Origin of the sequence: Kitasatospora sp. NPDC088160, from assembly GCF_044741445.1 — a bacterium.
Classification (GTDB): domain Bacteria; phylum Actinomycetota; class Actinomycetes; order Streptomycetales; family Streptomycetaceae; genus Kitasatospora.
On the sequence record NZ_JBIUSS010000001.1, the window covers coordinates 204,019 to 224,104 of the forward strand.

Sequence of the window (20,086 nt, forward strand, 5' to 3'; positions counted from 1 at the left end):
GTGCTCAGCCGACCGTCCTCACGGTACGCCCGACCGTGCTCAGAGTTCCCCAGCACTCACAGGTTGCCGCGGGCGTCCTGCTCGCGCTCGATCGCCTCGAACAGCGCCTTGAAGTTGCCCTTGCCGAAGCCCAGCGAACCGTGCCGCTCGATGAACTCGTAGAAGACGGTGGGGCGGTCGCCGATCGGCTTGGTGAAGATCTGCAGCAGGTAGCCGTCCTCGTCGCGGTCGACCAGGATGCCGCGCGACTTCAGCTCGTTGATGTCCACCCGCACCTTGCCGATCCGGGCGCGCAGCTCCGGGTCGTCGTAGTACGAGTCGGGGGTGTCGAGGAACTCCACGCCGCGCGAGCGCAGCACGTCGACGGTGGTGAGGATGTCGTTGGTGGCGAGCGCCATGTGCTGGCAGCCGGGGCCGGTGTAGAACTCCAGGTACTCGTCGATCTGCGACCGCTTCTTGGCGATGGCCGGCTCGTTGAGCGGGAACTTCACCCGGTGGTTGCCGCTGGCGACGACCTTGGACATCAGGGCGGAGTAGTCGGTGGCGATGTCGTCGCCGACGAACTCGGCCATGTTCACGAAGCCCATGACCCGGTTGTAGAACGACACCCACTCGTCCATCCGGCCCAGCTCGACGTTGCCGACGGCGTGGTCGAGGGCCTGGAACAGGCGCTTGGGCGAGCCCTCCGGGTGCTGGACCTTGCTCTGCGCGGTGATGTACCCCGGCAGGTAGGGGCCGTGGTAGCGGGAGCGGTCGATCAGGGTGTGGCGGGTCTCGCCGTAGGTGGCGATGGCCGCGCGGCGCACGGTGCCGTTCTCGTCGGAGACGTCGTTCGGCTCCTCCAGGACGGTGGCGCCGGTCGCGCGGGCGTGCGCGATGCACTTGTCGACGTCCGGGACCTCCAGGGCCAGGTCGACGACGCCGTCGCCGTGGCGGCGGTGGTGGTCCAGCAGCGGGCTGTCCGGCAGCACCCCGCCCTTGATCACGAAGCGGCAGGAGCCGGAGCGGAGCACGAAGGCCTTGCGGTCACGACGGCCGGTCTCCGGGCCGGAGTAGGCGACCAGCTCCATGCCGAACACGGCCTGGTAGAACTGGGCCGTCTGGGTGGCGTTGCCGACCACGAAGACGACCGCGTCCTGCGCGGTGACGGGGAACGGGTCGGTGGCCGGGTCGTGCTCGACGAGGCCGACGAGGCGGCGCAGCTGGTCGGCGTCGAGGCCGGCCTCGCGCTCCTCGGGGGTCAGCTCAAGGGCGTGGGACTGCGGGGTCATCGGTCGTTCCTCCACTTTTGGCCTCGGCTCTGAGGCGTCCGCTTGAGGCGGCCGCGCCGCGAACGGGTGGGCGGTGCGGCTGGCGGAGAGCTTGCTCCTGTCCGGGTGGCTGGGCAACAGGTCGGGATTTCACTGTTCAATGTGTACAAGCTGATCAGGAAATCCCGCATTCGGCTGCGCAAAATGTGCTGCCGATCGGGACCGGTTCACGGGGCCCGCGACACCGGGTCCTGGGCGGTCCCGAGCGGGGGGAGGTGGCGCAGGAACCAGGCCCCGGCGAGCTCGGCGACCTGGTCCAACGTGCCCGGCTCCTCGAACAGATGGCCCGCACCCGGCACCACCGCCAGTTCGCTCACGCAGTGCAGCCGGGCCCGGGCCCGCCGGTTCAGGTCGATCACGGTGGTGTCCAGGCCGCCGACCACGAGCAGCGTCGGGGCGCTCACCCGGCCCAGGACGTCGGGACCGGCGAGGTCGGGGCGCCCGCCGCGGGAGACCACCGCGCCGACGGCGGGCCCGAGCGCGGCGGCGGTGTGCAGGGCGGCCGCGGCGCCGGTGCTGGCGCCGAACAGGCCGAGCGGCAGGCCGCGGGTCTCCTCCAGCCGGCTCAGCTCCTCGGCGACGGCGGTCAGCCGGTCACCGAGCAGAGCGACGTCGAACACCTTGCGGCGGTCCGGCTCCTCGGCCTCGGTGAGCAGGTCGAACAGCAGCGTGGCCAGCCCGGAGCGGTTCAGGTACCGGGCGACGTGACGGTTGCGCGGGCTGCGCCGGCCGCTGCCGCTGCCGTGCGCGAAGAGCACGATGCCGCTCGGTGCGGCGGGGACGGTCAACCGGCCGGCGAGGCGCACACCGGCGGCGCGCAGGACCAGCTCGCGGTCCACGTCCACCGGCCCCGGCGCGCGCCGCCCGCCCGCGGCCTCGGCGAGCAGCCGCAGGACCTCCTCGTCGCCGGTCTGCGCGAAGTCCCCGTAGAACTCGCCGATCGCGAAGAACGGCGACGGTGTGCCGACGCAGACCAGCTCGTCGGCGACCTCGGACAGGCGCTCCGTCCAGTCCGCCGGGGCCACCGGGACGGCGAGCACCACCCGGGCCGCGCCCCGGGCCCGGACGATCCGGCAGGCGGCCCGGGCGGTGGAGCCGGTGGCGACGCCGTCGTCCACCACGATCACCGTGCGGCCGCGCAGGTCGGTGGGCGGGCGGCCGCCCCGGTAGCGGCGGGCCCGGCGCTCCAACTCGGTGCGCTCGCGCCGCTCCACGGCGGCCAGCTGGTCGTCGCCGACCCCGGCCAGCCGGATGACCTGCTCGTTCAGCACCCGGACGCCGTCCTCGCCGATCGCCCCCATGCCCAGCTCGGGCTGGTAGGGCACGCCGAGCTTGCGGATCACGCAGATGTCCAGCGGCGCGCCGAGCGCGGCCGCCACCTCGGCGGCCACCGGAACCCCGCCCCTGGGCAGCGCCACCACCACGGTGTCGGCGCCGCCCAAGTGGCCCACGCGGGCGGCCAGCCGCCGGCCCGCGTCGGTCCGGTCGGTGAAGTGGGTCCCGGTGCCGTGCATGACGCGCCCTCCGTGTTCCACGGTACGTCCGGGCGGCGTCGGGCGGGGCACCGAGGGGGCGGGGCCCCGGGGGCGTGGGCCGGAGGTGCGGACCGGGGGTTCAGGCCCGTGCCCCCGGTCCGCACCCCCGGGGTCGTTCCACGTTCCGCGCGGCGGCTACGGCCGCATCTCGTACGCGCCCGACAGCTCCTCGACCCGGGCCCACACGGCGGCGGCCCGCTCCGCGTTGGCGGCCGGCCGGCGCACGTTCGCCAGCGCCCAGGCGGCCTGCTCCGGGGTCGTCGAGGCCTTGCCGTGCAGCTCGGTCGCGTGCGCGGAGAAGTCGCGGACCAGCGCGTCGAAGATCTGGTCCAGGACGTCCTCGTCCAGGCCGGTCAGCTCCGCCTGCTCCAGCACCAGCTGGCCGTAGACGATCAGTGCGAACAGCTGGCCGATCTCCAGCAGGAAGTCCAGGTCCGCCTGCTGCTCCTTGCTCGGCGCGTGGCTGAGCAGCAGCTCGCAGAAGCCGTCGGCCTGTTCGCGGAAGCGGGCGACGTTCGGCAGCTGCGTGTGGCGGTCGTACGCGGTGCGCCAGTCGTGGAAACGGATCGCGCCGAGGCCGCGGGCCGCGCCCTGGCGGAACAGGAAGGCGTCATCGGCGGCGTCCAGCCGGGTCGGCACCGGAGCGTAGTCGCTCGGGGCGAACAGGTAGTTGCCCATGAACTTGAGGATCAGCGCCAGGTTGACGTGGACGGTGCCCTCCAGCTTCGGCAGGCCGCGGATGTCCTTCGCCGCCTTGTCGAAGTAGGTGTCCGCCTCGAAGCCCTTGGCGGCGATGACGTCCCACATCAGGTCGATGACCTTCTCGCCCTCGGTGGTGACCTTCATCTTGGTCATCGGGTTGAACAGCAGGTAGCGGCGGTCCTCGGGGGAGGCGGTGCGGAAGTAGTCCACGGCCCGCGCGCTGAACATCTTCATCGCCACCAGACGGGCGTACGCGTCGGTCAACTCCCGTCGCACGTGAGGGAAGTCGGTGACCTTCCGGCCGTACAGCACCCGGTTGTGGGCATGCGTGACGGCCTCGTACATCGCGTGCTCGCAGATGCCGACCGAGGCCGTGCAGAGGTTGAACTTGCCGACGTTGACGGTGTTCAGCGCGGCGTCGAAGGCGGCCTGCCCGGTGTGCAGCACGTCCTCGGCGCGCACCGGGTAGCCCTCCAGCCGGAACTCGCTGACGTACATCTGGGCGTTCACCACGTTCTTGACCAGGTGGTACGCGTCGTGGCGGCTGTCGGCGGCGAAGAAGACGTAGCCCTCGGGGCCCTCGACGTCGGAGCGGCGGCCGAACACCGAAACCAGGCCGGCCACGTTGCCGTTGCCGATGTAGTACTTGGAGCCGGTCGCGGTGAAACCGCCCTCGCCGTCCGGGGTGAGGATCATGTCGGTGGAGTAGATGTCGGCGCCGTGGGTGCGCTCGGAGAGGCCGAACGCCATGACGTGACCCTCCGTCAGGAGCTTTGCGGCGCGGGCCCGGACGGCCTCGTTCTTGCTCTGCCAGACCGGCCCGAGGCCGAGGATGGTGACCTGCCAGGTGTACCAGTAGCCGAGGCCGTAGAAGCCGAGGATCTCGTTCAGCTCGGCGATCCGGGAGGTGTCCCAGCGCTTGCCCGGGTCGGCCGCGGACGGGGTCAGGAACTCCGCGAACAGGCCCTCCTTGGCGGCGAATTCGAGGAAGTCGGCGTACCAGGTGCGGTCGACGTAGGTGTCGATCAGTGCCTTCTTGCCGCGGGACTCGAACCAGTCCACGGTCGCGCGCAGCAGCCGGCGGGTCGGCTCGTCGAACTGCGCGGGGTCGTACGTACGCGGGTTGAAGAGCATCACGGGCTCCCGGGGGTCGAGGGTGAGGGGTCGAGGGTGAGGGGTGGCGGGTGAGGAGGCGGCGGGTGGTGGCCGGCGGGTGACGGCGAACAGTGAACAGATGACAACTGACAGATTTCAGCGTTCAGATTCTGTTATCTGTCACCCGTCATCTGTGACCTGTCATCCACGGCGAGGCGGTGCAGGGTGGCGAGCACGTCGTCGAGCCAGGCGAGGGTCATCCGCTCGTACTCGATGCCGCCGCGCAGCACCACGTGCTGGAGCTCCTGCTGGGTGTCGAGCGCGGTGAGGTCGGGGAAGTCGCGCTGCTCGCCGTGCAGGTAGCGGGCGAGCAGGGCGGCGTGGCTCTCGCGGTGCCGTTCGACCTCGGAGATCAGCGCGGCCGGGTCGTCGAAGGCGGCGGCGCGGATCTTGACCGCGAGCTCGTGTCGGACGGACTCCGGCTCGACCGGTTCGCGCAGCCAGCCGGCGAGCACGGCCCGTCCGGCGTCGGCCGCCGAGTAGACCTTCTTGTCCGGTCGGCCGTCCTGGGCGACCTCTTCGGCGGCGACCCAGCCGTCGGCCTCCATCCGCCGCAGCACCTTGTAGATCTGCTGGTGGGTGGCGGTCCAGAAGCGCCCGATGGAGCGGTCGAAGCGCCGGGCCAGTTCGTAGCCCGAGCCCGGCTGCTCCAGCAGTGAGACGAGGATCGCGTGCTCCAGTGCCATGTCCGGCATCCTGCTATGCAACGAATTGCATAGGCAATGGGGGGCCGGAGTGGTGAGACGCAGGTCACCGCCGTGATCGGATGGTTGTCGAGCATTTACGGCCAAAAGGCGCAAATCATCGGAGAAGCGCCAGAATGGGTACGGGGCAAGAGCCCTCCATGTTCCGAACCATAGGAGGTGGTATCGGTGTCTACCCAGATTCCGATGGGCATGGAGCATCACCCGGACATCGTCGAACTACGGGAGCACTACGAGCGGATCACCTCGACCCCGCGCGCCCAGGCCACGGAGGCCCTGGCCGTGCTGGCGGGCCTCTTCCTGGCGGCATCGCCATGGATCGTCGGCTTCACCGCCTTCAACACGCTGACCGTGACCTGCCTGATCGTCGGCCTGGCCTACTGCGTGCTGATGGCGGGATACGGGTCGGCCTACGAGCGCACCCACGCGAGGGCCTGGGCGGCCACCGTGCTCGGCGCGTGGACGATCGTCTCTCCCTGGCTCGTCTCCGGATCGGCCGCGCAGGGCAGGAACATCGTCACCTGCGTCATCGTCGGTGCCGTGATGTTCCTGCTCGGTCTCGCGGCGATCTCGATGGCCACGATCACGGCGAACGGAGCAGCGATGCGGCTCGGCCGCGCCGGCCGCGCCAAGGGCTGACGTCACTGACAGCCCGCGTCCGGGGCGTGGAGGGCCGAACCGTCCTCCGCGCCCCGGCGCACGTCGTCAGGGAGCCGCGGCCGTCACGGGCGGGTCGGTGGCCGTCACGGGCGGGTCATCCGCAGGACGTCGAGGGCTTCGTCGAGCTGCTCACGGGTGAGCTTGCCCTGTTCCACGTAGCCGTGCTCCAGCACGACCTGTCGGATCGTCTTCCGCTCGGCCAGCGCCCGCTTGGCGACCTTCGCCGCCTCCTCGTACCCGAGGTAGCGGTTCAGCGGGGTGACCACCGAGGGGGAGGACTCCGCGTACTCCCGGGCCCGTTCGACGTTGGCGGTGATGCCGTCCACCGTCCGGTCCGCCAGCAGGCGGGCGCTGTTGGCGAGCAGCCGCACCGACTCCAGCACGTTGCGGGCGAGTACCGGGAGCATCACGTTCAGCTCGAAGTTGCCGCTCGCGCCGGCCAGGGTGACCGTCGCGTCGTTGCCGACCACCTGGGCGGCGACCATCAGCACCACCTCGGGGAGCACCGGGTTCACCTTGCCCGGCATGATCGACGAACCGGGTTGCAGGTCCGGCAGGTTGATCTCGCCGAGGCCGGTGCGCGGGCCCGAGCCCATCCACCGCAGGTCATTCGCGATCTTCGTGAATCCGACGGCCACCGTGCGCAGTTGCCCGCTCAGCTCGACCAGGGAGTCGCGGGCGCCCTGCGCCTCGAAGTGGTCCCGCGCCTCGGTGAGCGGCAGGCCGGTGGTGCGGGCGACCTCCTCGATCACCGCCGCCGGGAAGCCCGGCGGGGTGTTGATCCCGGTGCCCACCGCCGTGCCGCCGAGGGGCAGTTCGGCGACCCTGGGGAGCGTCGCCAGCAGCCGCTCCCGCCCGTGCCGGACCTGGGCGGCGTAGCCGCCGAACTCCTGGCCGAGGGTGACCGGCGTGGCGTCCATCAGGTGCGTCCGGCCCGACTTGACCACCTGCGCGAACTCGGCGGCCTTGCGCTCCAGCGCCTCCGCCAGGTGCTCCAGCGCCGGGATCAGGTCGTGCGTGACGGCGGCGGTGGCGGCGATGTGGATCGAGGACGGGAAGACGTCGTTGGACGACTGGCTGGCGTTCACGTGGTCGTTCGGGTGGACCGGGCGGCCCAGCCGCTCGGCGGCCAGGGTGGCGATCACCTCGTTGGCGTTCATGTTGGACGAGGTGCCCGAACCGGTCTGGAACACGTCCACCGGGAACTCGTCGTCCCACCGCCCTTCGGCGACCTCCTCGGCCGCCGCCGCGATCGCCGCCGCCGTGTCCTCGTCCAGGACGCCGAGGCGGGCGTTCACCCGGGCCGCTGCGGCCTTGATCCCGGCCAGCGCGGCGATGTGCGCGCGCTCCAGCCGCTGGCCGGACACCGGGAAGTTCTCCACCGCCCGCTGCGTCTGCGCCTGCCACTTCGCGGCGGCCGGCACCCGGACCTCGCCCATCGAGTCGTGCTCGACGCGGTACTCCCGCTGGTTCTCCTGCTCGTCACCCATCACGCGCTGCACCTCCTGAACGGGCCGGTGGTCCGGCCCCGAGCGGTCTCCGATCACCACAGCCGCGCGTGGGCCCCGGGTATTTCCGCCCGGCCGCATCCGGTTGTCGCAGCCCGGCCACGCTCGCCGTTCCGGCCCGGCCGCGTCCACGGTGACGGTCGGGCCGCGTCCGCCGGGCCGTGTCCGTGGTCACCGTCGCGTCCGCCGGGCCGCCTCCGTCGTTACCGCCGGGGCAGCTCGGCGCGGACGAGTTCGCCCGGCGCGGTGCCGGCCTGGGCGATCAGGGCGCCGCCCGGCGCCCAGAAGCCGGAGCCGCCCGAGGTCTGCGGCTGCTCGCCGCTCGCCCCGGCGGAAGTGGCCAGCACGGCCCACACCCCGTGGGCGGCGGCGCGGTCGCGGAGGTGCCCGTCGCGGCGGGCGGCCTGCGCGGGCCCCGCGCCGTACAGGGTGGAGGCGACATAGGCGTCGATGCCGAGCGCGGCGGTCTCCTCGGCGTGCGTGGGATCGGCGGCGTCGGCGCAGATCGCGAGGCCGAACCGCAGGCCGTCCAGCTCCAGGACGGCGGGCCCGTCGCCGGGGGTGAACCGGTCGTCCTCGGCGCCGTGCAGCCGCGTCTTCCGGCACACGACGACGGCGCCTTCGCCGGTGACGGCCAGGGTGGCGATGGACTCGCCCCCGCCGGGCTCGGTGACCGGCGCGCCGACCAGGGCGGTCGTGCCGGTCGCGGCGCAGGCGGCGACCAGCGGGGCGAGGCGCGGATCGGCCGGGCCGAGCGCGGGCGCGGCCAGGTCGTACCCGGTCAGGGACAGCTCGGGGAACACCACCAGGCGCGCGGCGGCCTCCCGTACCGCCTGCGCGTGCCGTTCGACGTTCACGGCCACGGTGTCCGGGCGGCCGGCGTCGGCGCAGGCGGGCTGGGCGACGGCCACGGTGACGGTGGCGGCGGCGATCAGGGGTGCGGGCATGGCGGTGCCTCCGGGCGCGAGGTGGAAAAGATCAACGTATGCGCAGGTCCGGGCGGTGGACAAGGGTTTCGCGTGGCAGCCGGGAGGGAGGCGGCCGGGGCGGACGCACGTACCGCTCCGCGTTGTGCCGGGAGCGGGCGCCGGCCTGGGGCATGATCACCCGAATGGATGAATAGCTGCGTGGAGTGCTTCAAACTGCCGTACGCCACTTCGTACGCTCCTGCCTGGGCCGGATTCACACCGGCCCCACCCTGATCGCCGCTGCTCGGCATCATCGCCGTGCGGCATCACCGCCGCTCGGCGCGGGTGACCGGCTAGTGGGGGCGGACTCATGACGACGACAGGGCGGGGCATGGCCGGGGGCACGGAAGACCGCAGGGGGACCGACCCGGGGGTGGAGTCGAGGACGGCCCCGGGCGCGGCTCCGCAGACGGGCCACGGGAAGCGCCGTGGAAACGCCAGGGGCGGCGGGCTCACCAGGCGGCAGATGCTCGGCGCCTCGGCCGCCCTGGGCGGCGCGGCCTGGCTGCTGCGCGGCACCATCGGCCCGGACAGCGCCGAGGCGGCCACCCCGGTGCCGCCCGGCCTGCCCGCCGGCACCGAGCTGTACCAGCGGGTCTTCCAGAACTGGTCCGGCGAGATCCGCACCGACCAGCTGTGGACCTGCGCGCCCCGCACACCGGAGGAGGTACCGGCGCTCGCCGACTGGGCGCACGCCAACGGCTGGCGCCTGCGCGCCACCGGCTACCGGCACACCTGGGCGCCGCTCACCGTCGCCAACGGGACCCCGGACAGCGCCCGCGTCCTGCTCGTGGACACCAGCCGCCACCTCACCGCGATGACCGCCGACTCGCCGACCGCCGTCCGGGTCCAGACCGGCGCCACCATGGAGGACCTGCTCGCCCACCTGGCCGACCGGGGCCTCGGCCTGACCGCGTGCCCGGCACCCGGCGAACTGACCGTCGGCGGGGTGCTCGCCATCGGTGGCCACGGCACCGCCGTACCCGCCGCCCACGAACTCCGGCCGGAGGGGCACGGCTACGGCTCGGTCAGCAACCAGGTCGTCCGGCTCACCGCCGTCGTCCTCGACCCGGCCACCGGCCGCTACACGCTGCGCACCTTCGAGCGCGCCGAGGCCGACAGCGCCGCCTTCCTCGTGCACCTGGGCCGCGCCTTCCTCACCGAAGTCGTGCTGCGGGCCGGTGCGGACCGGCCGCTGCGCTGCGTCAGCCGTCTCGACATCCCGGCCACCGAACTGTTCGCCCGCCCCGGCACCGGAGGCGGCGGCGGTGGGCTCCTGGGTGGCCTGCTCGGCGGTGGCGGCCCGCGCACCCTCGCCGACTTCGTCGAGCGCGACGGCCGGGTCGAGGCGATCTGGTTCGCCTACACCGAGTACCCCTGGCTGAAGACCTGGAGCGTCGCCCCGGCCAAACCGCTGGGCTCCCTGCCCGTCGACCAGCCCTACAACTACCCCTTCTCGGACAGCATTCCGGAACCGGTCGCCCGGCTCGCCGGCCAGATCGTCGCCGGCGCCTGGGGATCGGCCCCGCTGTTCGGCCAACTCCAGTACCTGATCGCCAAGGTGGCGCTCACCGGCGACCTCACGGACGTCCTCCTCTCCGGCGGGCTGCTCCGCGACCTGCTCAGCGGCGACCTGATCACCCACCTGCTCGCCGGCGGCCTGCGCTCCGACCTCTGGGGCCCGTCGCGCAGCCTGCTGCAGTACGTCCGGCCTACCACCCTGCGGGTCACCGCCAACGGCTACGCGGTCCTCGCCAAGCGTGCCGACCTCCAGTGGGTGGTCAGCGAATTCGCCGCCTACTACCGGAAGTTGCTCGCCGACTACCAGGCCCGAGGGGAGTTCCCGGTGAACGGCGCGGTGGAGATCCGGGTCACCGGCGTGGACGACCCGACCTCCTCCGGCGTCCCCGGCGCGCGGCCGCCGCTGCTGTCCGCGCTGCGTCCTCGGGCGGACCGTCCGGAGTGGGACACCGCGGTCTGGCTCGACGTCCTGGCCTTCCCCGGTACCCCGGGGCTGGAACGCTTCGCCCGCGACCTGGAGCAGTGGCTGCTGCGCACCTTCGACGGCACCCGGGCGGGCCTGCGGGTCGAGTGGTCCAAGGGTTGGGCGTACACCGCCGACGCGGCCTGGTCCGACCCGGACCTGATCGGTCGGGTCATCCCCGCGAGCCTGCGCGACGGCGGCGGGCCGGGCTGGGATGAGGCGGTCGCCGTCCTGGACCGGCACGACCCGCACCGGGTGTTCGGAAACCCCTTCCTGGACGGGCTGTTGAAGTAGTGGAGCACATCTGACGAGCCGTCAGATGTGCTCCATGACGATCACCGCGAGGGTGTCCGGCGCCAGCGCGCGGAAGACGTGCGGGGCGTCGCCCGGGTAGCTCACGTAGTCGCCCGGGCCCAGCTCGACCGGGGCCTCCGTCGGCCCGGCCAGCGCCCGGCCCGAGCCGACCAGCACGTGCTCGACGGTGCCGGGCATGTGCGGGTCGGAGGCCCGGGTCTCGCCCGGCTGCGCCTCGATCCGGTAGATGTCGCGCCGGGCGTTCGGCGGGCAGGAGGACAGCACGGTCGCCGCGTAGTCGGCGCGCTCGGAGTGGGTCACCGGGCCCTCGCCGGCCCGGATCACCTTGACCGCCGGGCGCGGGGGGTCGACCAGGCGGCTGAACGGCACGTTCAGTGCGACGGCGAGGGCCCAGAGCGTCTCCACGCTCGGGTTGCCCGCGCCCGACTCCAGCTGGGAGAGCGTCGACTTGGCGATGCCCGCGCGCCGGGCCAGCTCCGCCATCGACAGCCCGCCGCGTTCGCGCTCGCGCCGGATGGAGACGGAGATCAGGCCGATCAGGTCCGCGCCGGAACCCGCGCTCGGGGTGGTCCGGTCACTCATGCTTGCCACTCACGCTCTCCTGGCTCCTTCTCCGGCTCCCGTGCGGCTGGTGCCGTTCATGCTGCCACTCGTGAGGGCGGCTGTCCGCATCCGCCTGCCGTTCGCCCTGTCGGTCCAATCGTTCGCCTTGACGAACGGCGGGCGTTGGGTTCAGGCTGGTGGACATGCGTTCGCCACTCCGAACACTGGAGCGTGCCACCCTTCGGGACATCGCTCTCGTCTGCCTCGCCGACGCGCTCGTCGGCGCCTCCTTCGGCGCGATCAGCGCCTCCGGCGGCCTGCCCCTGTGGGTGCCGGTCGCGCTCTCCGTCCTCGTCTTCGCGGGCGGCTCCCAGTTCGCGGCGGTCGGCGTGGTGCTGTCCGGCGGCGGTGCGCTCGCCGCCGTCGCCACCGGACTGGTGCTCAACGCCCGGCTGCTGCCCTTCGGCTTCGCCGTGGCCGACGTGCTCGACGGCCCGTGGTGGCGGCGGGTGTTCGGTGCGCAGCTGATCACCGACGAGACCGCCGCGTTCGTCCTGCGGCAGGATGACGGGCGACGGCGACGGGCCGCTTTCTGGCTCTGCGGACTGGCGTTGTTCGTGGTGTGGAACGTCTCGGTGGTCCTCGGGGCCCTGGCCGGCGGGCTGATCGGGGACACGGACGCGCTGGGCCTCGACGCGGCCTTCCCCGCCGTGCTGCTCGCGCTCGTGCTGCCCTCGCTCGCGGACCGCCGCGTCCGTACCGCCGCCGTGGCAGGCGCCGTCGTCGCGGTCGCGGCCACGCCGTTCGTCCCGGCGGGGCTGCCCGTCCTGCTCGCCCTCGTCGGGCTGTTGTTCGCCGGGCGGCCCGGAACGCGCGAGGGTCGCGAGGGCCGTGACGGTCGTGAGGTGCGGGAGGGTCGTGAGGTGCGGGAGCCGCAGAACTCGCGGGAGTCGCGGGAGTCGCGGAAGGGGGCGTCGGTCGAGGAGCCGGGCGTCCCGGTGATCGAGCGGGAGGAAGCCCGATGATGCCGTTGTACGCCGTGCTGCTGCTGGCCGTCGGGACGTACGCCTTCCGCCTCGCCGGGCCGCTCCTCGGCCACCGGCTCGCCCTCTCGGAGCGCGTGCGGCACCTGCTCGCCGTCGCCGCGGCCGTCCTGCTGGTCGCCCTGGTCGCCACCGGCGCCCTCACTCAGGGCCAGGGCTTCGCCGGTTGGGCCCGCCCGGCGGGCGTCCTGGTCGCCGGTGTGCTCGCGCTGCGGCGGGCGCCGTTTCCGGCGGTGGTGGTCGCGGGCGCGGCGGCGACGGCGCTGCTGCGGCTGTGCGGGGTGGGGTGAAGGGCGGTCCGTCAGCCGCCCAGCGCCTTGAAGAAGATCGTCGTCGGGTGCGCGCGCCCCGAGGGGTCGGTCGCGTAGTCCGGCACCGAACCGACCCGCGTCCACCCGGCCGCCTCGTACAGCCGCTCGGCCGGGCTGTCCGTCTCGGTGTCCAGCACCAGCAGCCGAAGCCCCAGCTCGGCCGCCCGCTCCTCCAGCACCGCCAGCAGCCGCCCGGCCAGCCGCTGCCCCCGGTCCGCCGGGTGCACCATCAGCTTGGCGACCTCGCCCCGGTGCCGCCCGTTCGCGGGCACCGCCGGGCGCAGCTGGATCGTCCCGGCGAGCCGCCCGTCGGCCTCCGCCCGGACCGTCCACAGCAGCAGCCGCTCCGCCGCGACCTCCGGGGCGAGCGCCCGCCACCACGCGACGGCCTCGGCCCGCCCCAGCGGTGCGAGGAAGCCGAGCGACCCGCCACCGTGGACGGTGTCGACCAGCAGCCCGGCCAGTTCCTCCGCCGCGCCGTCCAACTCCTCCGCCGTCACCTGACCGACCGCGTACGCCTCGCCCGCCATGTCGTCTTCCTCACTCGCTCGCGCCCGCCCACCGTCCGGGCGGTTGCGCCATACTCGCCGGTACCGCGCCGAGACCGGGATCCCGTCGATATCCCGCCGACACTACAAGGAGCTTCGATGACGAAGCCGACCCGGATCGACCCGTCCGACCTGCTCGCCGTCGGCGACCTGCTCTCCGACGAGGAGCGGCTGATCCGTGACACCGTCCGGAGGTTCACCGAGGAGCGGATCCGCCCGCACATCGGCGACTGGTTCGAGCGCGGCGTCTTCCCGGCCCGCGAACTCGCCCCCGAACTCGGCGCCCTCGGCGTGCTCGGCATGCACCTCGACGGCTACGGCTGCGCGGGCGCCGGCGCGGTGGCGTACGGGGTCGCCTGCATGGAGCTGGAGGCGGCCGACTCCGGGCTGCGCAGCTTCGTCTCGGTGCAGGGCTCGCTCGCGATGCGCTCGATCCACGCCTTCGGTTCCGAGGAGCAGAAGCAGCGTTGGCTGCCCGGCATGGCCGCGGGTGAGCTGATCGGCTGCTTCGCCCTCACCGAGCCGGACTTCGGCTCCGACCCGGCGAACATGCGGACCCGCGCGGTGCGCAAGGGCGGCGACTGGGTGCTCTCCGGCAGCAAGATGTGGATCACCAACGGCAGCATCGCCGACGTCGCCGTCGTCTGGGCGCAGACCGAGGAGGGCGTGCGTGGCTTCCTGGTCGAGCGCGGAGCGCGCGGCCTGACCGCCACCGACGTGCACGGCAAGCTCTCCCTGCGCGCCTCCGTCACGAGCGAACTCGCCTTCGACGAGGTGGTCCTGCCCGCCGACGCCGTCCTGCCGGGCGTCACAGGCCTGCGCGGACCGCTCTCCTCCCTCAACGAGGCCCGCTACGGCATCCTCTGGGGCACCGTCGGCGCCGCCCGCGACTGTTACACCGCCGCCCTCGACTACGCGAAGAGCCGGATCCAGTTCGGCCGCCCGATCGCCGGATTCCAGCTCACCCAGCACAAGCTCGTCGAGATGATGCTGGAGGTGGAGAAGGCCTACCTGGTCGCCCTGCGGATCGGCCGGCTCAAGGAGGAGGGCGCGGCCCGCCCGCCGCACGTCAGCTTCGGCAAGCTCAACAACGTCCGCACGGCGCTGGAGATCGCCCGCAGCGCCCGGACCGTCCTCGGGGCCAACGGCATCACCACCGAGTACCCGGTGCTGCGGCACGCCAACAACCTGGAGTCGGTGCTCACCTACGAGGGCACCAGCGAGATCCACACCCTGATCCTGGGCGAGGCCATCACCGGCGAGTCCGCCTACCACTGACGGGCCGTCCACCTCGGGAATTCCGGTGGCCGGGGCCGTCGCGGCCCGGCTACCGTGCCCACCGTGAACAGCAAGCCCACCACGCCCGGCACCGCCCCGACCACCACCCTCTGGCGCCCCACCGGCCCCGAGGAACTGGCCCTGGTCGAGGCGTCCGGCCGGCGCGCCTGGCCGCCCCGGCTGCCCGAGCAGCCGATCTTCTACCCCGTCCTCAACGAGGACTACGCGATCCGCATCGCCCGCGACTGGAACGTCCCCGCCTCCGGCGTCGGCTACGTCACCCGCTTCGAGGTCGACACCGCCTTCCTCGCCCGCTATCCGGTGCAGCGGGCGGGCGGCCGTACGATCCTCGAACTCTGGGTCCCGGCCGAGGAGTTGCCGGAGTTCAACCGGAACATCGTCGGCCGCATCGAGGTCGTCCACGAGTTCCGCCCCCAGCCGTGACGCGCCCCGCCGCGCCGGGCCCGGGTGAGGTGCGCCCGGGCGGGGCGCCCGCAACCGTGCCCCACTCGGCAGCGACGGCGCGCGAGGTGCGCTCGGACCACGTGCTGCTCAGCTCCGCCCAGCGGACCAGCACCACCGCGCTGCTCACCCAGGCCGCCGCCCGGCGCGGCCTCGACACCGCCGTCCTGGACGGCCCGGCCACGGTCGAGCGACTCGCGGGGCGGCCCGTCCACTGGTACGGCGGCCCGCTCTCCGCGGCCCGGATCGCCGGACCGCTCGGCCTCGCCCTGCTCGAACCCGACGACGACTGGCTCACCCGCCTGCCCGAGGAGTTCACCCGGCGCCGGATCGAGCTCACCACCCTCGCCGAGGCGTGGACGCTGCGCCGCCCGGCGTTCGTCAAGCCACCCGCCGACAAGTCGCTCCCGCCCGCGGTCTACCCGGACGGCACCCGCCTGCCGCGCACCGGCGACCGGATCGGCCCCGACACGCCCGTCCTGGTCAGCGAGCCGGTGACCTTCGCCGCCGAGTACCGGCTGTTCGTCCGCGACGGCGAGGTGCTCACCGGTAGCCGCTACGCCCGCTTCGGCCGGCTCGACCCGGCGCCGCTGACCGCCGAGGCCGGCGCCTTCGCCCGGCTCCTGCTCGCGGCAGTCGGCGACACCCTGCCCAGCGCCGTCGCCCTGGACGTCGGCCCGATCGCGGACCCCTACGACCCGGTCGAGCACTGGGCCGTCGTCGAGGCGAACCTGCCGTGGTTCGCGCACTGCTACGCCGCCGACCCGGACCGCGTCCTGGACGTCGTGCTGCGCGCCGCCGGACCGGTCTCCCAACTCGGCCGGGCCGACCGCCGGTTCGTCCGTACGGCCGCCTGACACCCGGCGGACACCCCGCGTTCGGCGGGTGGATGCCGGACGGTACGGCGCGCGGTGGAGCATGGCGCGGTCGGCGGCGCCCTCGGCGGGCGCGGCCGGGTGTGCACGACCGAAAGGAACCCCCCGCCATGTCCGCTGCCCAGTGGCCCCGCCCCCGGGTGCTCGTCGTCGGGATCGACGGCGTCCGCCACGACTACCTGGAGCACGTGCCGATGCCGCGCCTCCAGGAGCTCGCCGAGGCCGGGTTCCTGGTGCCGGTGACCGTGGCGGACACCACGCCCACCATGTCCGGGCCGTGCTGGGCCACCATCGTCACCGGCGTCGAGCCCGCCAAGCACGGTGTCTGGGGCAACCACCTCGGCGGCAACCGGCTCGACGTGTTCCCCGACTTCGCCACCCGGCTCGCCCGCGGCGACCGCCGCCGCACCTTCGTCGCGGCGGGCTGGGACCCGCTGATGATCAACGAGTCCGGCGGCCCGCTGTTCCGCGCCCCCGGCCGGCTCTCGTACATCGCCCCGGCCGAGGACACCCCCGAAGCCTGGGAGGCCGTCGACGAGGAGGTCACCCGCGAGGCCGTCCACGTCCTGGGCACCGCCGACCCGGAGGCCTCCTTCGTCTACCTCGGCGCCGTCGACGAGACCGCCCACTTCCTCGGCTGCGGCGACGAGTACCGGGCGGCCATGCGCACCGCCGACGAACGCCTCGGCCGACTGCTCGACGCCGTCCGCGGCCGCGCCGACCACGCCGACGAGCAGTGGACCGTCATCGTCGTCACCGACCACGGCCACGTCGACGCCGGCGGCCACGGCGGCCGCACCGTCGAGGAGCGCACGGCCTGGGTCGCCTGCGCCGGGCACGGCATCCCGGCCGGCCCGCCCACCGGGGAGATCCGCCACCCGGACGTCGCCGCCCAGGTGTACGCCTCGCTGCTGCGCCCCATCGACCCGCACTGGACCCTCGACGGCCGACCCTTCCCGGTCGCCCGGCCGGTGCCGGAGACGGTGTCGGCGCCGATCTGACCGGTGCTCTGACCGGTGCTCTGATCGGCGGTCCGGCCTGTGCTCTGACCAACGATCCGACCAGCGATCCGACCCGGGGCCGGCACCGTCGCCGGCCCCGGGCCCGACGACGCCTCAGGGGCGCGCTGATGCATCCGGGTGCAGCAGGCCGGGCTGCGCCGGAGGCCGGCTTGAGTGACGCTCGATCGAGGCCCGGGCGGCACTTGAAGACGGTGTGCCAGCCTGGGCGCCCCACCGCGTAACCCCGAGACCGGGTCGCTGGACATACCTCTGAAGGTGGAGACGGTACCCCGTGGGATGGAGACAAGATCGCGACCTCGTGGTGACGCTCCGGAGGGACGGCAAGGGCCACGATGGATACACCCGGGCGGCAGACCTCGCCGACCGGACCGGAACCGGAGACGGAGAGGACAGGCGGGCATGAAGGGCATCGTGAGCAAGGTCGCACTGGGAGTCGCGGGCACCGGCATGGCCGTCGCCGTGGCGGCCGTGGCAATCGGCCCGAGGGTGTCCGAGTGGTACGACGGACGCCACCAGGAGCAGGCCACCTACGACACCGGCAGCCAGGCCAAGGCCGAGCGCCGTTCGATGCCGACCTGGCTGCCCGACAACGCCTCTTCGGTGAAGTACCTGATGTCCACCACCGGCGACGACCGCCTGCTGCGCGCCACCCTCCCGGAAGGCCGGCTGCCCGTCGGCTGCAGCACCGGCCTGCCCGGCAAGTCCGCGCACTCGGTGCCGCTGTCGCTCAAGGCCGGCTGGTTCCCCGAGGGCGTCGCGGCCAAGGCCAGTGGCACCTGCGGGCACTACAACGTGACGCTCACCGGCAACCAGCTCTACGCGTGGCAGGACGGCGCGGCGGTGCAGGCGGCCCTGCGCGCGGAGCGGCCCACCAAGCACTGAGCCGGGCACCCTGCGCTGCGTCGGGTTCCGTGCGCTGAGCCGGGCACCAAGCGCTGCGCCGGGTTCCGTGTACCGCGCCGGGTGCCCGCACCGAGCAAGCCGTGAGGCTCCGAGTACGCCGTCGGGCTCCGACCGGCCCGCCGGGCACCGACAGGTGCGGGCGGGCCGTCGTCGTGCGCGGGTGCGGCCGGTGTGGCCGACGGTGGACCAGCGGGAGGACCCCCGCTGTCGGAAACGGCCGGGGCTGCGATAGGACGGAGCGTGGACAAACCCGTCCCGACCCCGTCCCGTCCCGTTCCCCGTTCCGTGAGGAGCCCCATGCCCGGCCCGACCGTCGGCCCTGCCGGCGACACGTCGACCGCTCCCTCCGCCGCCCCCACCACCGGCCAGTCCCGCCCCGGCCGGGCCACCATCGCCGTCCTGGGCGGTCTCGTGGCGCTCGGCCCGCTCACCACCGACCTCTACCTGCCCGGGCTGCCCGAGATCGCCGACGACCTGGTCGCCGAACCGGCCGCCGTCCAGCTCACCCTCACCTTCTCCATGTTCGGGGTCGCGGCCGGGCAGTTGCTCTTCGGACCGCTCAGCGACCGCTACGGCCGCCGCCCGCCGCTGCTCGCGGGGCTCGTCCTCTACACCCTGGCCAGCGTCGTGTGCGTGATCGCGCCGAGCCTGACGGTGCTGATCATCGCCCGCTTCATCCAGGGCGCGGCCGGATCCGCCGGGCTGGTCATCGGCCGGGCCGTCGCCCGGGACCGCTTCCAGGGCGTCGCGATGCTGCGGTTCCTGGCCTCCATCGCGCTGATATCCGGGCTGGCGCCGATCCTCGCCCCGATCCTCGGCGCGCAACTGATGCGGTTCACCTCGTGGCGCGGCACCTTCGGCGCGCTGACCGCGCTCGGGCTGCTCCTGACCCTGGCCGCCTTCGGGGCGCTGCGCGAGACCCTGCCGACGCAGAATCGGGGCACCGGCGGGGTGGGCGCGGCGCTGCGCACGATGGGGCGGTTGCTGCGCAACCTGCCGTTCCTCGGGCTGGCGCTGACCAGCGCCTTCGCCTTCGGTGCGCTGTTCGGCTACATCAGCGGGTCGTCCACGGTGCTTCAGCACGTGTACCAGGTCTCGCCGCAGACCTACAGCCTGCTGTTCGGGGCGAACTCGCTGGCCATCGTCGTCATGACGCAGTTGAACGGACGGGTGCTCGCGCGCCGCTTCGCCCCGCGGGGGCTGATGCTGGCCGGGCTGGCGACGGCGGTGGTCGCCGGGGTGGCGCTGGTGCTGCTGACGGCGGTCTGGGACTTCGGGCTGGTCGGGTTCTGCCCGCCGTTGTTCGTGATGATGGGCAGCATGGGTGTGGTCCTGCCGAACACGGCCGCGCAGGCGCTCAGCCTGGTCGAGCCGCGGGCGGCCGGGACGGCGTCGGCACTGCTCGGCACCGGCAACTTCCTGTGCGGGGCGGTGGTCGCACCGCTGAGCAGCCTCGGCGGCCGGCCGTCGTCGGTGCTGCTGGCGGTGGTCGTCCTGGCGAGCGGGGTGCTGGCGATGGTGGCGTACGTGACGCTGTGTCGGCCCGGGCGGATGAGAACGGCGGAGGTCGAGGTGGTGGCCGGGAGCTGACGGCCGCCGACCGGCGACGAACAACAAACAGAAAACAGATAACAGCTGACAGATGATGAAATCTGTCAGCTGTTATCTGTCATTCGTTCCCTGTCGGCCGTCAGCCGTCAGCCGTCAGCCGTCGGGCGCAGCTCAGGCGATCGAGAAGTCGTCGCCGAAGACGTTGCCCTGGCCGTACCAGCCGTGCAGGTACACGGTGACGGTGCCGGAGGCGCCGGTGGTGAAGGGGACGGTCAGCTTGGTCCAGCCGGAGGCGTTGGTCCAGGAGCTGGCGGTGGCGTCACCGCTGACGCCGAGGTACGCGTAGTTGCCCTGCACCCAACCACTCAGCGTGTAGCTGGTGTTGGCCTTCAGCGTGACGGTCTGCGAGCACTCGCCGGTCTGGCCGGCGGTCGCCGCCGCCTGGAGCGCGTAGGAGCCGGAGTGGACCGGGGTGGAGACCACGGCGCCGCCGCTCTGGCAGGTCCACGGGGCGAGGCTGCCGGTCTCCAGACCGCCGTTGACCAGACCGGTCGGCGGCGGGGTCGTCCCGGTGACGGTCAGCGCGTACGTGGCGGTGTGGGTGCCGGACGGCCCGGTGGCGGTCACGGTGAGCGGGTAGCTGCCCGCCGTGGTGGCCGAGGTGGTGGTGACGTTGAGGGTGGCGCCGGTGCCGGCGGTGACGCTGCCG

The 20,086-nt window shown here is 73.2% G+C and carries 19 protein-coding genes; 10 read left to right on the top strand and 9 right to left on the bottom strand.

Translation table 11 applies throughout. The annotated features are described in order from the left end of the window. Positions 1–56: 56 nt before the first annotated feature. The 4 genes from hppD to ACIOGZ_RS00815 all read right to left on the bottom strand — a co-directional run bounded on the left by hppD (position 57) and on the right by ACIOGZ_RS00815 (position 5,388). The gene (gene hppD, locus ACIOGZ_RS00800; RefSeq protein ID WP_363579502.1) at positions 57–1,271 is read right to left on the bottom strand and encodes a 4-hydroxyphenylpyruvate dioxygenase; all 1,215 of its coding nucleotides are present in this window, start codon (positions 1,269–1,271) and stop codon (positions 57–59) included. A 206-nt stretch (positions 1,272–1,477) separates the two neighbouring features. Next, entirely contained in the window at positions 1,478–2,824 is a 1,347-nt protein-coding gene (locus ACIOGZ_RS00805; RefSeq protein ID WP_363579500.1) for a phosphoribosyltransferase family protein, read from the bottom strand. A 156-nt stretch (positions 2,825–2,980) separates the two neighbouring features. After that, positions 2,981–4,681, bottom strand: coding sequence for an acyl-CoA dehydrogenase family protein (locus tag ACIOGZ_RS00810; RefSeq protein ID WP_400804775.1), 1,701 nt, complete (start codon positions 4,679–4,681; stop codon positions 2,981–2,983). A gap of 134 nt (positions 4,682–4,815) precedes the next feature. Continuing rightward, the gene (locus ACIOGZ_RS00815; protein WP_363579496.1) at positions 4,816–5,388 is read right to left on the bottom strand and encodes a PadR family transcriptional regulator; all 573 of its coding nucleotides are present in this window, start codon (positions 5,386–5,388) and stop codon (positions 4,816–4,818) included. A 186-nt stretch (positions 5,389–5,574) separates the two neighbouring features. Between ACIOGZ_RS00815 and ACIOGZ_RS00820 the strand changes: the two genes are divergently transcribed. Then, entirely contained in the window at positions 5,575–6,045 is a 471-nt protein-coding gene (locus tag ACIOGZ_RS00820; protein ID WP_063349890.1) for an SPW repeat protein, read from the top strand. A gap of 104 nt (positions 6,046–6,149) precedes the next feature. Here ACIOGZ_RS00820 and ACIOGZ_RS00825 read toward each other — a convergent pair whose 3' ends face one another. Then, positions 6,150–7,556 carry a class II fumarate hydratase gene (locus ACIOGZ_RS00825; protein ID WP_363579494.1) on the bottom strand — a complete coding sequence of 469 codons (1,407 nt, stop codon included), beginning with the start codon at positions 7,554–7,556 and terminating at the stop codon, positions 6,150–6,152. 221 nt (positions 7,557–7,777) lie between these two features. After that, positions 7,778–8,521 (bottom strand): carbon-nitrogen hydrolase family protein, encoded by a 744-nt coding sequence (locus ACIOGZ_RS00830; protein WP_400984228.1) that lies wholly within the window; start codon positions 8,519–8,521, stop codon positions 7,778–7,780. Between the two features lie 487 nt (positions 8,522–9,008). Here ACIOGZ_RS00830 and ACIOGZ_RS00835 point away from each other — a divergent pair, with 487 nt between their 5' ends. Continuing rightward, complete coding sequence (locus ACIOGZ_RS00835) at positions 9,009–10,820, top strand: cholesterol oxidase substrate-binding domain-containing protein (RefSeq protein ID WP_400984231.1); 1,812 nt, start codon at positions 9,009–9,011, stop codon at positions 10,818–10,820. 21 nt (positions 10,821–10,841) lie between these two features. Here the strand turns inward: ACIOGZ_RS00835 and ACIOGZ_RS00840 are convergent, their stop codons facing one another. Beyond that, positions 10,842–11,423, bottom strand: coding sequence for a helix-turn-helix domain-containing protein (locus ACIOGZ_RS00840; protein WP_363367331.1), 582 nt, complete (start codon positions 11,421–11,423; stop codon positions 10,842–10,844). 164 nt (positions 11,424–11,587) lie between these two features. Here ACIOGZ_RS00840 and ACIOGZ_RS00845 point away from each other — a divergent pair, with 164 nt between their 5' ends. Together ACIOGZ_RS00845 and ACIOGZ_RS00850 are read left to right on the top strand one after the other, a co-directional pair. Then, complete coding sequence (locus ACIOGZ_RS00845; RefSeq protein WP_400984234.1) at positions 11,588–12,409, top strand: AzlC family ABC transporter permease; 822 nt, start codon at positions 11,588–11,590, stop codon at positions 12,407–12,409. Further along, positions 12,409–12,717: an AzlD domain-containing protein gene (locus tag ACIOGZ_RS00850; protein ID WP_400805274.1), complete on the top strand. Its 309-nt coding sequence runs from the start codon at positions 12,409–12,411 to the stop codon at positions 12,715–12,717. Before ACIOGZ_RS00845 ends, ACIOGZ_RS00850 begins: the two co-directional genes overlap by 1 nt. Positions 12,718–12,728: 11 nt before the next feature. Here the strand turns inward: ACIOGZ_RS00850 and ACIOGZ_RS00855 are convergent, their stop codons facing one another. Beyond that, on the bottom strand, positions 12,729–13,268 hold the full coding sequence (locus tag ACIOGZ_RS00855) for a GNAT family N-acetyltransferase (RefSeq protein ID WP_363579484.1): 540 nt from the start codon (positions 13,266–13,268) through the stop codon (positions 12,729–12,731). 117 nt (positions 13,269–13,385) lie between these two features. Between ACIOGZ_RS00855 and ACIOGZ_RS00860 the strand changes: the two genes are divergently transcribed. From ACIOGZ_RS00860 to ACIOGZ_RS00885, 6 genes are all read left to right on the top strand, one after another. Next, positions 13,386–14,564: an acyl-CoA dehydrogenase family protein gene (locus ACIOGZ_RS00860; protein ID WP_363579482.1), complete on the top strand. Its 1,179-nt coding sequence runs from the start codon at positions 13,386–13,388 to the stop codon at positions 14,562–14,564. Positions 14,565–14,627: 63 nt separating this feature from the next. Further along, complete coding sequence (locus tag ACIOGZ_RS00865) at positions 14,628–15,008, top strand: ADP-ribosylation/crystallin J1 (RefSeq protein WP_363579480.1); 381 nt, start codon at positions 14,628–14,630, stop codon at positions 15,006–15,008. Positions 15,009–15,109: 101 nt separating this feature from the next. Next, positions 15,110–15,883, top strand: a complete 774-nt coding sequence (locus ACIOGZ_RS00870) for an ATP-grasp domain-containing protein (protein WP_400984484.1) — start codon at positions 15,110–15,112, stop codon at positions 15,881–15,883. Between the two features lie 128 nt (positions 15,884–16,011). After that, positions 16,012–16,902 carry an alkaline phosphatase family protein gene (locus ACIOGZ_RS00875; protein ID WP_363616554.1) on the top strand — a complete coding sequence of 297 codons (891 nt, stop codon included), beginning with the start codon at positions 16,012–16,014 and terminating at the stop codon, positions 16,900–16,902. A gap of 420 nt (positions 16,903–17,322) precedes the next feature. Beyond that, positions 17,323–17,805, top strand: a complete 483-nt coding sequence (locus tag ACIOGZ_RS00880; RefSeq protein WP_363579474.1) for a hypothetical protein — start codon at positions 17,323–17,325, stop codon at positions 17,803–17,805. Between the two features lie 318 nt (positions 17,806–18,123). Then, entirely contained in the window at positions 18,124–19,416 is a 1,293-nt protein-coding gene (locus ACIOGZ_RS00885; protein WP_363579473.1) for a multidrug effflux MFS transporter, read from the top strand. A 132-nt stretch (positions 19,417–19,548) separates the two neighbouring features. Here the strand turns inward: ACIOGZ_RS00885 and ACIOGZ_RS00890 are convergent. Further along, a partial coding sequence (locus ACIOGZ_RS00890) for a carbohydrate binding domain-containing protein (protein WP_400984236.1) occupies positions 19,549–20,086 on the bottom strand: 538 nt, incomplete at its 5' end.